Raw genomic sequence first — 15135 nt, 5'->3', positions numbered from 1 at the left:
GCGGTCGTGGTCTTTTCGGTGCCACGAGCCCTCGGCCCGCGCTTAAGCACCGAAGAGCAGTGCGTAGCCCACGAAAGCGACGGCGTCGATCAGGAAATGCGCGATGACCAGCGGCCACACCTTCCCCGTGCGGTGGAAGTACCAGCCATAGAGCACACCCATGATGATATTGCCGAAGCCCGCGGAAACACCCTGGTAGAGATGATAGGAGCCGCGCAGGATGGAGGAAGCAGCCAGCGTTGCGGGCAGGGCCCACCCAGACTGCTTGAGCCTGGTGATGAACCAGTACACCACCACCAGCTCCTCCGCCCAGGCGTTGGCGAAGGACTTAATGAGCAGCACCGGGATCTCAATCCACGTATCGAACGCTCCCGGCACCACCTCCTTGGTCCACCCGAAGTGCAGCGCCAGGTAATACAGCACCAACCCCGGCAGACCAATGACTGCCGCTAGCGCTGCGCCGTGGACACCATCCCGCCACCGCGGGCGGGGCGGGAAGGAGATCAGGTAGAGCGCAAGTGCTCCCCACGCGAAGAGCACCGCGGCGCTGCAGAGCTGGAAAGCAAGGTCGAGCAGCGTCGTCGCCGACTGCGAGGCGTTGATGGTGACCGACTGCTCGTTGAGCGGGGTGGGATTGAGCAGGGAATCGGTCAGCCGCAGCGCGGCGCGCACGCCCGAGACACCAAAAGTGATGGTCAGGACGATAAGGATTTCCGCGCGCAGGCGTGAGCGCGCGGTCATGGGTGAAGCACCTGGGCGAGGCCGAGAAGGGAGGCGTCGTCAAGCGTGATTGAACCCAACTGCACGCCCACGGGCGGGTGATCGCGCACCGGCCAGGGCACAGAAATAGCGGGCAACTGCGCCACGTTGAACAACGATCCCCACGGCGACCACCGCGTTTGCTCATCAAAGTTGGCCTGGTGCTCCAACTCCAGGAAGTGCCCGCGCCGGGGTGGATCGAAGGCCAGCATGGGGCTCAAGATGGCGTCGACTTCCCACTCTTGTGCCAGCAGCTCCGGCAGCTGCGCGGCGTGCGCGCGGGCTGAGGCGAATTCGGAATCCGTGACGCGCCGGCCCTTCGCACGGATCCACTCCGCATAACCCTCCGCGAAGTCAAGGCCGGCCAGCCGGCGGCTAAAGATGTGTTGAAAGGCCTCAAAGGTAGTCGCGGCCTGGGGGTAAGGGGAAATGGCCACGGTTTCAAATCCCGCGCCTTCAAAGGTGGCGGTGGCCTCTGCGACCGCGCGCAGCATGTGCGGGGCCACCTCGGTGTTAGCGAAGAGGGGATCCGTCAACACACCGATGCGGGCGCGCCGGGCCCGCGGGGTCAGGCCGTGCAGCGTTGCAGTATCGGCGATGCTGCGCGTGATGAACCCCTGCACCGAGAGGTCCTCACCACCCGGCTTGAACCCGACGACGCCGCAGGCGGCAGCCGGCACGCGGATGGAGCCTCCGCCGTCGGAGGCATGCGCGGCGCGCAGCAGACCCCGCGCGACCTGGACCGCCGCTCCACCGGAGGAACCGCCCGGGGTATGGCCCGGGTAGAGCGGGTTATCCGGGTGGGGCAGGCCTACGGGTTCGGTGTCCACGCGCAGGCCCAGCTCGGGCGCGGCGGACTTGCCGACGATGAGCGCGCCGGCGTCGATAAGCTCCTGCACGAAAGGATCGGTCTCCTCCGCCACGTAAGCGCGCTCGGCATGACCGAGCGTAGTGGGCATGCCGGCGACGTCATTGAGATCCTTGACCGAGAGAATCCAGCCGCTCAAGCGCCCGTGCGTGTGCGGCCGGCGCTCGAGATCGAGGTACGTGAAGCCGTGCTCCGCGGGGCCCAGACCAGATAGATCCTCGCGCAGCTTGTCCAGAGTGAACTCGGTGCTGTCCATGGCGGCTCAGTTTAGTAGTTACGTGAGATAAAGTTGCTGTCATGAGCACCACCATCGCATTCCTCGGGCCCGCCGGAACCTTCACGGAAGCGGCGATGCAGCACTTCGCCGCAGACTTTGCTTCCCCCGAGGGGCTGCCGGTGAACTCGCCGGCCGAGGCGCTGGCGGCGGTGCGCTCAGGTGCGGCGGACTATGCCTGCGTGGCTATCGAAAACTCCGTGGACGGTCCGGTGACTGCCACCTTTGACGCGCTTGCCGACGGCTCCCGGGTCCAGATCTACCGCGAAGTAGACCTGCCGGTGTCCTTCTCCATTCTGGTGCGCCCCGGCACTTCCGCGGAGACTCTTCGCACCTTCTCCACGCATCCTGTGGCCTACCAGCAGGTGCGCGGTTGGTTGGAGCAGAACCTGCCGGGCGTGGACTATGTTCCGGCGGCGTCGAATGGCGCGGCGGCGCAGGCCGTGGCGCGAGGGGAGGTGGATGCCGCGGCTGCCCCGGCACGGGCAGCGGAGGTCTTCGGGCTGGAGTCTCTTGCGGAGAACGTGGCGGATGTCGCGGGGGCCACGACGCGGTTCGTCCTCGTGGGGCCGGCCGGAAAGCCCACCGCGCGGACCGGCAAGGACAGGACGTCCGTCATCTTCACCTTGCCCAACGAGCCCGGCTCCCTCGTCGGCGCCCTCCAAGAATTCGCGCACCGCGGGGTGGATCTTTCCCGCATCGAATCCCGCCCGCTGCGCACCGTCTTTGGGAACTATCGCTTCCACGCCGACCTCATCGGGCACATTGAGGACCAGCCAGTGGCGGAGGCTTTGCGGGCGCTGTGGTTGCGCGCGGAGGATGTCGTTTTCGTGGGTTCCTGGCCTTCCGTGGTGGCGCTAGGGGAGGCCCCACGGGATTTGGCGCGGTTGAAGGAGGCCGATGAATGGGTAGCGCAGGCGCGCACCGGCCAATAGTGTGGTGAAGCATGACCGGAAGAATCATCCTCCTGCGCCACGGCCAGACCTTTTCCAACATTGACCGCATCATGGATACCCGCCCGCCGGGTGCCGAGCTCACCGAGCGCGGCCGCGGCCAGGCGGAAGATGTGGGCCGCGAGCTAGCTGAGCTGTGCGCGGGGCGCCGCGTGCGCTTTGTGTGCTCTATTGCCCTGCGCGCCCAGCAGACCGCGATGCTGGCCGCCCGCACATACGGCGAGGCCGCCGATGAGCGCGGTGTTCCGGTGGAGGTTCGCGTGGGCCTGCACGAGGTCTTTGCCGGTGAGCATGAAATGAGTGGCAGCGAGGATACCCACCGCGAATACATGGTGGCGCTGCGCGGCTGGCTCGACGGCGATGAAGCTGCCCGGATGCCTGGCGGTGAGAGCTACGTGGATGTGCTCGAGCGCTACCAACCGGTGTTGGAGGATCTTGCTGCGGAGCTGGAGGATGATGAGGATATAGTCGTCGTCAGCCACGGTGCTGCCATCCGCGTGGTGACCACGCATGCCTGCGGCGTGGACCCCGACTTTGCCTATACCGGCTACATGCCGAACTGCCGTTTTACCCTCATGGAGCCGCAGGGTCAGCCTTTTGGCCAGTGGACGCTGGAGCGCTGGGCGGATACCGAGGTCTAGTTTCGCGCGGCCACGGTAGGCACCCGGCGGGGCGCCTACCCCCAGCCGAGCTCGTGGAGGCGGTCCTCCTCGAAACCGAAATAGTGCCCGACCTCGTGGAAGACGGTCACCATGACCTCGTGGGCGAGCTCCTCCTCGGAGTTGCTGATGGCCTGCAAAGGTTGTCGGTAAATGGAGATGGTATCCGGCAAGTAGCCGGTGTGCGAGGCGGTGCGGTGCGTGAGCATCACGCCTTCGTAGAGGCCCAGCAGGTTAGGGTTTTCTGGGTTTTCTTCCTCCACCAAGATGACCAGGTTGCGCATCTGGTCGACGAATCGATCGGGGATCTTATCCAGGGCCTCACCGACTAGCTCTTCGAAGCGTTCCTCGCTGACCTCGTACATGTGCTTACTCCCTGTGGAATAGTCGGGGTTTATTGGGCCGGCGCCGGTGCAGTAGTGGCGGCGGGAACGGCACTGTCGCCAGCCGGCTGGGAGTTCTCGCCGCCCGGCTGGGCGTTCTGATCACGCAGCGGGTTGCGCTTCGGCTGCTCGGTGGGCGGGGCGCCGTTGATGTTCAGGGAATCTCGTCCCTCCGCAGCGGAGCCGGTAATGGTGGAAAACAGACCTTCGTTGACATGGATGAGGGAGCAGTTCACCGAACGGGAGCCGGCCTCCCAGGACTCGCGGTTCATCGCGCCCCAGAAAGGCTGCAGTGTGGATTGGTAGAGGTTTTCCTCGCCGCCCAGGTAGTCCATGGCGTCCTGAGTACACGTTTCGGAGAGGAACTTATCCATGTCCTCGTCGTTGGGGTAGCCATCGGCGAATTTCTCGGCCAGGTTAATGACGGATACGGTCTCCATCTGGTGTGGCTCGCTACACGGCACGGTGCTGAGCACCTGGTTCTCATCCACCTTGCGGCATTCGCCGGGCTTGGCGACGACCGCCTGGTCCACCTCACTGACCTTGCCGGTGGATTCCTGGGGGACGCCGTTGGCGTCGGTGGTCTGCAGGCCGCACAGCAAGGTGCGGTCGCCCTGCTCCCAGGAGGCGGCCGGCGGCAGGATGGAGGCGATGTCATAGCGGCCGTTGGGATCCCACTTGCCGTTGAGGTAGCTCACCGTGGGGGCTTCGCACAGCTCATCGCGCAGGGCGTTTTGCCGTGTGATGTCGGGGCGCTTGGCATTGGGGCCGAACTCGCTGGTGGGGTAGGCGCTGAGGTCCTCGCGGGAGGAGACCTCGAAGCGGTGTGGCTTATCGCAGCTGGTCTGCTCGAAGTCGGCGGCAGTGCCGTCTGGGGCGATGTCCCACGTCACGCACGAACCAGCGGAGGCGGTGGTAAAGGATGCGATCTCTCCTTCGGAGGGATCGGCGGCCTGACTGCCGTCGGCGCTGGGGGTAGCGGAGCCTTGTGCGGCCGAATCGGTGCCGGTTGGCTCGCCGCTAAAGAGGCCGTAGGACGCCATGAAGGCGGCCGCGGCCACGGCTGCAACGAGGACGACGCGGATGGCGGAGGCGGAGCGCCACGCAGATGAAGTGCTCATAGAACTCTTCATACTACTCCCTTGGCGGCCCGGGCTTCTAGCCCGCCCGGCGCCGTGCGGGAGCACGGCGCCGCTAGATACGTGCGCGGGAGACGTGCGTTGTGAGCCTATAGCGGTCTGTGCGGTAGACCGAGGAGCACCACTCCACGGGGCGATCGCCGGAGCGGGCGAGGCGGGGGATGTGGAGGAGAGGGGTGTTCAGGGGGACGTCGAGAAGCTCAGCGATGTCCTCCTCTGCTGCGACGGCCGTGACCGTCTGCTCGGCCCCGGTGATGGGGACCTCGAAGGTGCTTTCCAAAATCGCGTAGACGGAATTGTAGATGTCATTCTCCAACAATGACGGAGCAAAGGTGGAGTTATACCAGCCATCGTCGATGGAATAGGGCTCGCCATCGCCCAAGCGCAGGCGCCGCAGGTGGGTATGGGCCACGGTGGTTTCCGTGCCGAAAAACTCGCAGACCTCACTGGGGGCGGTGCTGCGCTCACCCAGCAGGATCCGCGAGGAAGCCTGTACCTTCTGGTAGCCCATCTCATCGGAAAAGGACGCCAGATGGAGCCGGGAGACCAGTGGGTTCGGAGCCACGAAGGTACCTTTACCGCGCACGCGGCGCAGGCGGCCCTCCGCCACCAAGTCACCAATGGCGCGGCGCACGGTGATGCGGGAGACGCCGTAGGTTTCCTCGAGAATGCGCTCGCCCGGGAGGATGTCACCAGGTTTGAGGGTGGTGCGGCAGAGCTCGGAGAGAATATCCCGCAGCTGAGCGTGCTTGGGCACGGGGCCGTCGGTAATAATGTGAGCTGCCATGTTTTCCATGATAGCCAGCTGGTTATGACCAGCGCAAAGGTATGGCCGTGCGCTAGACTATCCGGCGTGATTGATCTCAAGTTTCTTCGCGAAAATCCCGATGTCGTCCGCGCCTCCCAGGTAAACCGTGGGGAGGACCCCGCTTTGGTGGACCAGCTGCTCGCCGCCGATGAGCAGCGCCGCGCGGCCATTGTGAAGGCAGACCAGCTGCGCTCGGAGCAGAAGGCCTTTGGCAAGAAGATTGGCCAGGCCTCCCCGGAGGAGCGCCCGGCGCTGCTGGAGGGCTCCAATGAGCTGAAGGAAAAGGTCAAGGCGGCCGGCGAGGAAGCGGCCGCGGCCGAGGCCAAGGTGGAGGAGCTGCAGTACCAGCTCTCCAACGTGGTGGAGGGTGCCCCGGCTGGTGGCGAGGATGATTTCGTCGTGCTCGAGGAGGTCGGTGAGAAACCGCAGTTCGACTTCGAGCCGAAGGATCACCTGGAGTTGGGTGAGACGCTGGGGCTTATCGACGTCAAGCGGGGCGCCAAGGTCGGCGGCGCACGTTTTTACTACCTCACCGGTGATGGCGCCTTCCTGCAGCTGGGCATGCTGATGCTGGCTGCGCAGAAGGCCCGTGAGGTCGGCTTTAGCCTCATGATCCCGCCGGTGCTCGTGCGTCCGGACGTCATGCAGGGCACGGGTTTCTTGGGCCAGCATTCGGATGAGGTCTACTACTTGCCGGCGGATGATCTTTATCTGGTTGGCACCTCTGAGGTGGCCCTGGCCGGCTACCACAAGGAAGAGATCATCGACCTGTCCAAGGGCCCGCTGCAGTATGCAGGCTGGTCCTCTTGCTTCCGCCGCGAGGCGGGTTCGCACGGCAAGGACACCCGCGGCATCCTGCGTGTGCACCAGTTCGACAAGCTGGAGATGTTTGTCTACTGCAAGCCGGAAGACGCCGAGGAGATGCACCAGAAGCTGCTGAACATGGAAAAGGACATGCTCGCGGCGATGGAGCTGCCCTACCGCACCATCGACATCGCGGGCGGAGACCTCGGTTCTTCTGCAGCCCGCAAGTTCGATAACGAGGCGTGGGTGCCCACCCAGGGCACGTACCGCGAGCTCACTTCGACCTCGAACTGCACCACCTTCCAGGCGCGCCGCCTCTCCACGCGCTACCGCGACGAGAACGGCAAGACCCAGTACGCCGCCACGCTCAACGGCACCCTGGCTACCACCCGCTGGCTCGTAGCCATCCTGGAGAATCACCAGCAGGCAGACGGCTCCGTCGTGGTTCCGGAAGCATTGCGCCCATTCGTGGGCAAGGACGTGCTGTACCCCGTAAACTCCTAGAAGAACGCGGTGCGCGGGGCTTCGCGCGCCGCCCTCTCTTGTCCCTCCTCGCTGCTCTCGACGGCGGGGTCTTAGCTGTTTGGAGCACCATGAGCGCTGTGACTAACTTCCTCTACCGGCAGATCACACACATCGGCCGCGGGGTGACTCTGGCCCAGGGACTCAAGATGCGCCTGTCCGGCGAGGAGAATATCCCGGATAAGGGTGGGGCCGTCATCGTGTGCAACCACACCGGCTACATGGATTTCCTCTTCGGGGCCTTCTTGGCTTACCGCAAGCGCCGTTTGGTGCGCTACTTGGCTAAGGCCTCCATCTTCCAAGCGCCGGTGGCCGGTCAGCTTTTTCAGGTCATGGGGCATGTCCCGGTGGACCGTATCGATGGCGGGGCGTCGATTGTCAAAGGCATCGAACTAGCCAAGAGTGGGGAACTCGTAGGGGTCTTCGCGGAGGGCACGATTTCCCGCAGCTTTGAAATTCGCAGCATGCGTAACGGCGCGGCGCGTATTGCGCATGGTGCGGGCGTGCCGATCATCCCGCAGGTCATCTTCGGTTCCCAGCGCATTTGGACGAAGGGGCAGAAGAAGCACTTGGGCCGCACGAAGACGCCGGTGCTGATCACGGCTCTTGAGCCCTACTACACCACGGGCGATTTCGATGCGGATATCGCGGAGGTGCGCCGCCGGATGCAGGAGGCCTTGGAGGGGCTGTGGGCTCAGTACGAGGAGGAATTCGGCCCGATGCCGGCCGGCGAATACTGGGTACCGGCCCGCAAGGGCGGGGGCGCGCCGACGCTGGAGGAAGCCGAGGCGCAGGACTCCGAGGTGGAGACTGAGCGCTACCGTGTGCGCCGGCTGCGCGATGATCTGACCAACCTCAAGGAGCGCGTGTCCGAGGCCACCGTGGACCTCATGCGCGATCGGATGGCGTTGATGAAGCCGGGCAGTAACGAGGAAACCGGTACCGCAGAAGCCGGAGCCGACGCCGCCGAGAAGGACCGCCCGCGTACCGCGCCGGAAACCCTCGAGTGGATCAAGGAAAACCTCAACTCGGTGGTGGAAGAGGCTATGCGCGGCGTAGAGGAGGGCCGCGAAAAGGTCACGGGGGTGATGGCGCAACTGAAGTCTGATGTCATGGAGGCTCAAGCTTCCATGACTGCGAGCAGCAAGGAAATCTTCGCTGGTTCCGTCGTGGAACAGGGGTTGCTCTCCGCGGCGACGCAATCTCGGCTCATCGTCTCGCGCCTGCCGCACCGCGTGAAGGCGCAGTATTCCGAAGCGCCGCGCGTGATCGTGGCGGATCAGAGCGCGCTGAGCATGGAAAACGGGGAAATCTCGACGCGGCTCCAAGAAGCGCTAACGCAGCTCCACCCGCAGGTTGAGGAGTTCGTCGTGCTCTCGCCACAGGGCGAGGTACTGGACGCTGCCGCCTTCGGGGACCTCCCCCAATCGTGTTGGCGCATCGCCTGCTCTGACGGGGCAGAAGGGGTGCAGTTCAACGATGCCCCCGGGGGAGTGGTGGCGACGGCCTCTTCCCCCGCGGAGGGGCTGGCGGCCGTGGTGAAGAAGATTGGGGCCGAGCCGAAGGATCTCTTGTTCTTTGCCAATGAGCCGGGGGATGAAACCTTTGCGGAGGGCGGGGATGGCGTCGCCGTGCGCATGGTGGCGCTTGAGACTGCACCCATTGAGGTGATTAAGGCTGCGCAGGCGGTGACGTATTCCACCGAGCGCTACGGAATGGCCGAGGTGCTGGAGGCGATGGCGCGCTTGCAGCAAGAGAAGAAATAAGTCTTGACACCCTGGACTTAAGAAGCGTTCGCAACGCCCGTTAACACCCCCGGAAGGGGGTGTTATTTTATTTTGTCATCCTATGAAACGGCTTAGAAACTCCAGCTTACGGCGGCGGAACTTACGTGTGAGTAGCGTCTCCAGAGAGAATTTGGCGTGATCTATAGCATTGGCCGTGGGAGAAAACTTCTTCTTCATTCGCCTTTCGAGCAGGTGGCCGAGGTGTCGGTGCACAGGGCGCGCGTGGTGGATGAGCACAACATGCTGCGCATACCGTCAACTGGGACAGGCCTTTCTGACGCCGTGCAGCGAGAGAGGAGACTCGGTCAACAATGACCACGACGAGTATTAACAGCTTCAACCCTGAGTATTTTGAAAAGACGTGGAACGACTACTCCACCGAGGACTATGACGTCGTCATCATCGGCGGAGGTTCCGTAGGCGCCGGTGCTGCACTGGATGCGGCCACCCGTGGCCTGAAGACGGCTGTGCTGGAATCCCAAGACTTTGCGGCGGGCACGTCTTCGCGTTCCTCCAAGATGTTCCACGGTGGCCTGCGCTACCTGGCAATGTTCGACTTCCGCCTCGTTGCGGAGTCCCTCAAGGAGCGCGAGCTCAACATGTCGACCCTGGCGCCGCACCTGGTCAAGCCGCTGAAGTTCATCTTCCCGCTGACCCACCGCGGCTGGGAGCGCGTCATGATGTTCGGTGGCTTTACCCTCTATGACCTGATGGGCGGAGCCAAGAGCGTCCCGATGCAAAAGCACCTCACCCGCAAGGGGGTGCTGAAGGTGACCCCGGGCCTCAAGGAGGACGCCGTCGTCGGTGGCGTGCGCTACTATGACACGCTTGTCGACGACGCCCGCCACACCATGACCGTCCTGCGCACCGCCGCCGAATATGGCGCTAGCGTGCGTACCGGCACCGAGGTGATTGGCTTTGAGAAGGACGGCCGCGGCCGCATCACCGCTGCGAAGGTCCGGGACCTGGAAACCGGCCGCGAGACCACCGTGAAGGGCAAGGCCTTCATTAACGCGACTGGTGTGTGGAACGACAAGATCCAGGAGATGGCGGGCGCTGAAGGCAAGTTCACCGTCCACGCTTCCAAGGGTGTTCACATCGTGGTCCCGAAGGATGCCCTCGATGCCGATGCCGCGCTGTGCTTCGTCACCGAAAAGTCCGTGCTCTTCGTTATCCCGTGGGGTGAGTACTGGATCATCGGCACCACCGACACCGATTGGGAGAAGGGCCTGTCCCTGCCGGATCCGGCGCCGACCAAGGCGGATATCGACTACATCCTGGACGAGGTCAACCAGCGCGTGCGCGACAAGATCACCCGCGATGACATCGTCGGCGTGTACTCCGGTCTGCGCCCGTTGCTGTCCGGCAAGTCCGATTCCACCACTAACCTGTCGCGCAACCACGCCGTTGCCCGCGTCGCACCGGGCATGGTGTCCGTCGCCGGTGGCAAGTACACCACGTACCGCGTCATCGGCAAGGACGCGGTGGATCTAGCCGCGAAGGAGCTGGGGACCAAGGTGGCTGAGTCCGTGACCGAGCGCACCCCGATTCTGGGTGCGGACGGCTACCACGCACTGGCTAACCAGGTTCCGGCACTGGCCCGCCGCTACAACCTCAGCGAGGACCGCATCGAGCACCTGCTCGGCCGCTACGGCTCGCTGATCGGTGAGGTGCTGGCTCCGGCTGCTGACGACGCCACGCTGCTCGAACCGGTTCCGGGTGCTGAGAGCTACATCTGGGCAGAGGTGCGCTACGCCGTGACCCACGAGGGCGCCCTGCACATCGACGACATCGTCTCCCGCCGCCTGCGCGTGGCCATCGAGTTCGCCGACCGCGGCGTCGCTGCCGCACAGCCGATCGCTGAGTTCGTTGCCCCGCTGCTGGGCTGGGATCAGACCGATATCGAGCGGGAAGTCTCCCACTTCACCAAGCACACTGAGGCAGAGCTCGCCGCTGAGGCAGCGCTGACCGACCGTGAGGCAAACGACATCCTCGAGCGCGCAGGAAGCGCACGAGCCACCAAGGAAGAAGCCTAAAAGTCACGGGGCCTAGCGAGCGGTGGATATCCCTCGCTGGGCCCTTGGCCTAGGCAGATAAGAAAGGACATCTTATGACCGGAATGGATGCATTCCTGTGGGAGTTCATCGGCACTGCACTGCTGCTCCTGCTCGGCAACGGCGTGTGCGCCGTTGTGAACCTCCGAACTTCTGGCGCGCGCGGTTCGGACTGGATCGTCATCGCTATGGGCTGGGGCCTCGCGGTTTTCATCGGCGCTAGTGTCGCCGACCCCTCCGGCGGTCACCTCAACCCGGCGGTCACCATCATGCTGGCGGTGAACGGTTCCCTTGAATGGGGCCTCGTTCCCTACTACCTGCTGGGGCAAATTCTCGGCGCCATGCTTGGTGCATTCCTTGCCTGGGCTACGTTTAAGCAGCTTTTCGACGCCAACAACCTCGATGAAGCCGGCAACGTCACCGGCGCCAACAAGAACACTGGGGGGATTTTCTTTACCGCCCCGGCGCACCCGAACAACGGCTGGAACGCAGCCACCGAGTTCATCGCTACCTGCGTACTGCTCATGTTCATCGCCTTTGGCCCGGCCGGCGGCGAGTTGGGTCCGCTGAAGTACTTCGCCGTTGCCTTCGTCGTCGTGTCTGTGGGCCTGTCCCTCGGCACCGCTACCGGCTACGCGATCAACCCGGTCCGTGACCTCGGACCCCGCATCATGTACGCCTTCATCCTCCCCATCAAGGACAAGGGCAGCGCCAACTGGGGTTATGCCTGGGTTCCGGTGGTTGCACCGACCTTGGCGGCCGTCGCTGTCGGCCTGCTGTCCATGGCTCTCTAAAAATCAGACCTTCACTACTCAGAAACGGAGAACACAATGTCTACCAAGCGCTACGTTGCAGCGATTGACCAAGGAACTACGTCCACCCGCTGCATCATTTTCAACCACGACGGCGAGCAGGTGTCCGTCGGCCAGCTCGAGCACGAGCAGATTTTCCCGGAGAAGGGCTGGGTCGAGCATGACCCGGAGGAAATCTGGAGCAACACCCGCCGCGCTGTGGGTGAAGCTTTGGCCAACGGCGACATCAATGTCGAAGATATCGCAGCACTTGGCATTACCAATCAGCGTGAGACCACCGTCGTGTGGGACAAGAACACGGGTAAGCCGGTATACAACGCCATCGTGTGGCAGGACACCCGCACCACCGAGATTTGTAAGGAACTCGCTGGTGATGAAGGTGCGGACAAGTGGCGTCGCCGCACCGGCCTCATCATCAACTCCTACCCAGCCGGCCCGAAGGTGAAGTGGATCCTCGATAACGTCGAGGGCGCCCGCGAGCGCGCGGAGAAGGGCGAGCTGCTCTTCGGCACCATCGATACCTGGCTCCTGTGGAACCTCACCGGTGGCGCCGACGGCGACAACGGCCAGGAAGCCCTGCACGCCACCGATGTCACCAACGCTTCCCGTACCCTCCTCATGGACATCGAGAAGCTCGAGTGGGATGAGGAACTGTGCAAGGAGATGGGGATTCCCACCTCCATGCTGCCGGAGATCCGCCCGTCCCTGGGCGACTTCCGCACCGTCCGCGAGCGCGGCTCGCTGTCCGGTGTGCCGATTCGCGCCATCCTGGGCGACCAGCAGGCCGCCATGTTTGGCCAGGGCTGCTTCCGCCCGGGTTCTGCTAAGAACACCTACGGGACCGGTCTGTTCCTCCTGCTCAACACCGGTACCACCCCGAAGTTCTCCGAGAACGGTCTGTTGACTACCGTGTGCTTCCAGCGCGAGGGCGAGCGCGCGGTGTACGCGCTCGAGGGTTCCGTCTCCATGGGTGGTTCCCTGGTGCAGTGGCTGCGCGATAACCTGCAGCTCATCCCGAACTCCGCGTCCATTGAGAACCTGGCTCGCGAGGTCAAGGACAACGGCGGCGTCTACATCGTGCCGGCTTTCTCCGGACTTTTCGCTCCGTACTGGCGCCCGGATGCCCGCGGTGTCATCGTTGGTCTGACCCGCTACGCCAACCGCAAGCACCTGGCCCGCGCCGTGCTCGAGTCCACCGCGTACCAGACTCGCGACGTCGCCGATGCCATGGTGGCGGACTCCGGCGTGGAGATCACCGAGCTGCGCGTCGACGGCGGCATGACCATGAACGAGCTGCTCATGCAGTTCCAGGCGGACATGCTTGGCGTGGAGGTCCACCGCCCGAAGAACGTGGAGACCACCGCTACCGGTGCGGCCTTCGCTGCGGGTCTCGATTCCGGCTTCTGGGATGACCTCAGCGTGCTGGGCTCCCAGCAGGGAGACTTCAAGGTGTGGAAGCCACAGCGCGAGAAAGAAGAGGTTGAGGCTCTCTACCGCGATTGGAAGCGCGCCATCAAGCGTTCCCTGAACTGGGAAGACGTGGACGATGACGACATTATCGCCTAAGTCCTAAGCTGCAGTCTTTGCAGGCAAGCGCGGCTGTCACGAGCATTCTCGTGGCGGCCGCCTTCGTCGTTGTGTGCGTGGCGGACTGCGGCACGGTGGTAGGGGGTCAACGCTGCAGTGGACGTTGTTGTGGCTGCCAGCGTTGCAGGCGCGCCCTCGTGTGCATCGCTCTGACGTAGACTCAGGTCTATGGCCAGTGACGTATTTTCGGACCGCGCTCCGCGCCTCATCATCAGCGATATCGACGGCACCTTGTTGGATCGGAACCACCGAGTTCCCCGGCGAAACCGCGAGGCAGTGGCCCGAGCAGTTGCCGCGGGCAGCGAGTTTGCGCTGGCAACTGGCCGCCCCTTCCGCTGGATCATGCCCGTGCTGGAGCAGCTGACCGTGCGCCCGGTGTGCGTGACCTCAAACGGTGCGGTGATTTATGACTCGGCGGAAGACCGCGTGCTCTCCGCCCACGAGCTCTCGCCGGAGGCCCTCGCGGAAATCGTGGAGGTGGCCACCAAGGTACTCGAGCCCCATGGCGGCGTTGGCTTCGGTGCGGAACGCACGGGAGGCTCGGTTATGGATCCGGTTGAGGAACTCTTTGTGGTTGAGTCGCACTATTCGGAAAACGCGCTCTTCGAAGGCTTTGGGCTGGTTAGCGTGGGGGAGTTGGTGTCCCGGCCGGCGGTGAAGCTGTTGATTCGCAACACCGCATTCTCCGCGCCGGAGCTCTACAGCCTCATCGCTCCCCACATCGATTCCGAGCTTGCCCACGTCACCTATTCGATGTCCGAGGGCATCCTCGAGGTGGCGGCCCCCAACGTGACGAAGCAGCGCGGAATTAAGTGGTTGGCCGAGCACCACGGTATCGCCCGCGAAGACATCATCGCCTTTGGCGATATGCCCAACGATATCGAGATGCTTGAGTGGGCTGGGTGCGGTGTTGCCATGGAGAACGCACACCCGGATGTAGTGGCAGCCGCAGATACTGTGGCGCTAGCGCACCACCAAGCAGGCGTAGCAAAGCTCCTTGAGCGTTGGTTCTAGCGCTGATGTACCCCGCCGCGCTGTAGCCGTGAAAACCCGCGCTACCTGCCCTGCTTGTAGCGGAGCCTGAGAGTTTTTGCCTCCGGTTGCGGGGTGGGTGGTGGTGTTTTAGTCTTTGTCGCATGGGGGATTTGGAGACTTATTTCTCCTACCGCAGTTCGGGGTTGGAGCTTGTGGGGCTTGCGGTAGGCAGCGTGGATGATTTACGCGCGCGTGGTGCATCAAAGGCTGATGCTGTGGAGTTGGCTGGGTTGCATGGGGTGTATTTCGGGCCGACGCGTTTTACGGGCAAGCAGCGCCAGGCGCGTGCGGCTGCGGTTGCTCAAAGGCATGATGTGGCGACGTTGAGTTTGATTGAGTCGTATACCGCCAGGGTGAAGAAGGAGTTGGATGCGTGGAATCTGCGTGTCCGCTTGGCAGGCACCCCAGCAGACCGTATCCCGAAGGTGGCGAAGGAGAGGTTGAAGCAGTTGCGGCCGCGGCGGGTGCCGGAGGTTGGGGTGCGTCTGACGTACCGGAAGGTGGGGCCGCATTCGTTGACGATTACTGATTCGCCGCTGCGCATTAGTGAGATGCGCGGAACGCTGGAGTCGATTAATCCGGCTGATTTGTTGGATGCGGCAGGCCAGGTGTTTTTCAACCAGGCGCATGGGGGCACTAAGCCTGCGGTGGCGACCAACGTGGTGGTGACCTTGGATGAGTTGGACCGGAT

13 protein-coding genes and 1 pseudogene are annotated in these 15135 nt (G+C 63.7%); 9 read left to right on the top strand and 5 right to left on the bottom strand.

The window, feature by feature from the left end:
• Nucleotides 1–42: 42 nt before the first annotated feature.
• Together HMPREF2993_RS10475 and HMPREF2993_RS10470 are read right to left on the bottom strand one after the other, a co-directional pair.
• The gene (locus HMPREF2993_RS10475; RefSeq protein ID WP_070702259.1) at nucleotides 43–741 is read right to left on the bottom strand and encodes a CPBP family intramembrane glutamic endopeptidase; all 699 of its coding nucleotides are present in this window, start codon (nucleotides 739–741) and stop codon (nucleotides 43–45) included.
• Nucleotides 738–1883: an amidase gene (locus tag HMPREF2993_RS10470; RefSeq protein ID WP_070702257.1), complete on the bottom strand. Its 1146-nt coding sequence runs from the start codon at nucleotides 1881–1883 to the stop codon at nucleotides 738–740. Before HMPREF2993_RS10470 ends, HMPREF2993_RS10475 begins: the two co-directional genes overlap by 4 nt.
• A 41-nt stretch (nucleotides 1884–1924) precedes the next feature.
• Here HMPREF2993_RS10470 and pheA point away from each other — a divergent pair, with 41 nt between their 5' ends.
• Nucleotides 1925–2836 (top strand): prephenate dehydratase, encoded by a 912-nt coding sequence (pheA, locus tag HMPREF2993_RS10465; protein WP_049156889.1) that lies wholly within the window; start codon nucleotides 1925–1927, stop codon nucleotides 2834–2836.
• Nucleotides 2837–2847: 11 nt separating this feature from the next.
• Nucleotides 2848–3495: a histidine phosphatase family protein gene (locus tag HMPREF2993_RS10460; RefSeq protein ID WP_070702255.1), complete on the top strand. Its 648-nt coding sequence runs from the start codon at nucleotides 2848–2850 to the stop codon at nucleotides 3493–3495.
• 35 nt (nucleotides 3496–3530) lie between these two features.
• Here the strand turns inward: HMPREF2993_RS10460 and HMPREF2993_RS10455 are convergent, their stop codons facing one another.
• The 3 genes from HMPREF2993_RS10455 to HMPREF2993_RS10445 form a co-directional block, all read right to left on the bottom strand.
• Nucleotides 3531–3878, bottom strand: coding sequence for a metallopeptidase family protein (locus HMPREF2993_RS10455; protein ID WP_049156893.1), 348 nt, complete (start codon nucleotides 3876–3878; stop codon nucleotides 3531–3533).
• 29 nt (nucleotides 3879–3907) lie between these two features.
• Entirely contained in the window at nucleotides 3908–5017 is a 1110-nt protein-coding gene (locus tag HMPREF2993_RS10450) for a septum formation family protein (protein WP_070702253.1), read from the bottom strand.
• A gap of 73 nt (nucleotides 5018–5090) precedes the next feature.
• The gene (locus tag HMPREF2993_RS10445; protein ID WP_141758294.1) at nucleotides 5091–5822 is read right to left on the bottom strand and encodes a GntR family transcriptional regulator; all 732 of its coding nucleotides are present in this window, start codon (nucleotides 5820–5822) and stop codon (nucleotides 5091–5093) included.
• 66 nt (nucleotides 5823–5888) lie between these two features.
• On the opposite strand from HMPREF2993_RS10445, the gene serS reads away from it, so the two are divergent.
• The 7 genes and pseudogenes from serS to HMPREF2993_RS10410 all read left to right on the top strand — a co-directional run.
• Nucleotides 5889–7151 (top strand): serine--tRNA ligase, encoded by a 1263-nt coding sequence (gene serS, locus HMPREF2993_RS10440; protein ID WP_049156900.1) that lies wholly within the window; start codon nucleotides 5889–5891, stop codon nucleotides 7149–7151.
• Nucleotides 7152–7240: 89 nt separating this feature from the next.
• Complete coding sequence (locus tag HMPREF2993_RS10435; protein ID WP_070702249.1) at nucleotides 7241–8935, top strand: lysophospholipid acyltransferase family protein; 1695 nt, start codon at nucleotides 7241–7243, stop codon at nucleotides 8933–8935.
• Nucleotides 8936–9267: 332 nt separating this feature from the next.
• Nucleotides 9268–10992, top strand: coding sequence for a glycerol-3-phosphate dehydrogenase/oxidase (locus tag HMPREF2993_RS10430; RefSeq protein WP_070702247.1), 1725 nt, complete (start codon nucleotides 9268–9270; stop codon nucleotides 10990–10992).
• Between the two features lie 74 nt (nucleotides 10993–11066).
• Nucleotides 11067–11804 carry an MIP/aquaporin family protein gene (locus tag HMPREF2993_RS10425; protein WP_070702245.1) on the top strand — a complete coding sequence of 246 codons (738 nt, stop codon included), beginning with the start codon at nucleotides 11067–11069 and terminating at the stop codon, nucleotides 11802–11804.
• 36 nt (nucleotides 11805–11840) lie between these two features.
• Nucleotides 11841–13388: a glycerol kinase GlpK gene (glpK, locus tag HMPREF2993_RS10420; RefSeq protein ID WP_070702243.1), complete on the top strand. Its 1548-nt coding sequence runs from the start codon at nucleotides 11841–11843 to the stop codon at nucleotides 13386–13388.
• Nucleotides 13389–13577: 189 nt separating this feature from the next.
• A complete protein-coding gene (locus HMPREF2993_RS10415) occupies nucleotides 13578–14423 on the top strand; it encodes a Cof-type HAD-IIB family hydrolase (protein WP_070702240.1) in 846 nt (281 codons plus the stop codon).
• A gap of 122 nt (nucleotides 14424–14545) precedes the next feature.
• Nucleotides 14546–15135 (top strand): annotated as a pseudogene (locus HMPREF2993_RS10410) (HNH endonuclease); the annotation flags it as partial.

This window comes from Corynebacterium sp. HMSC068G04 (assembly GCF_001814885.1).
GTDB lineage: Bacteria > Actinomycetota > Actinomycetes > Mycobacteriales > Mycobacteriaceae > Corynebacterium > Corynebacterium hiratae.
The sequence above is the reverse complement of the archived record's forward strand: the minus strand, read 5'-3'. Positions and strand labels throughout refer to the sequence as shown.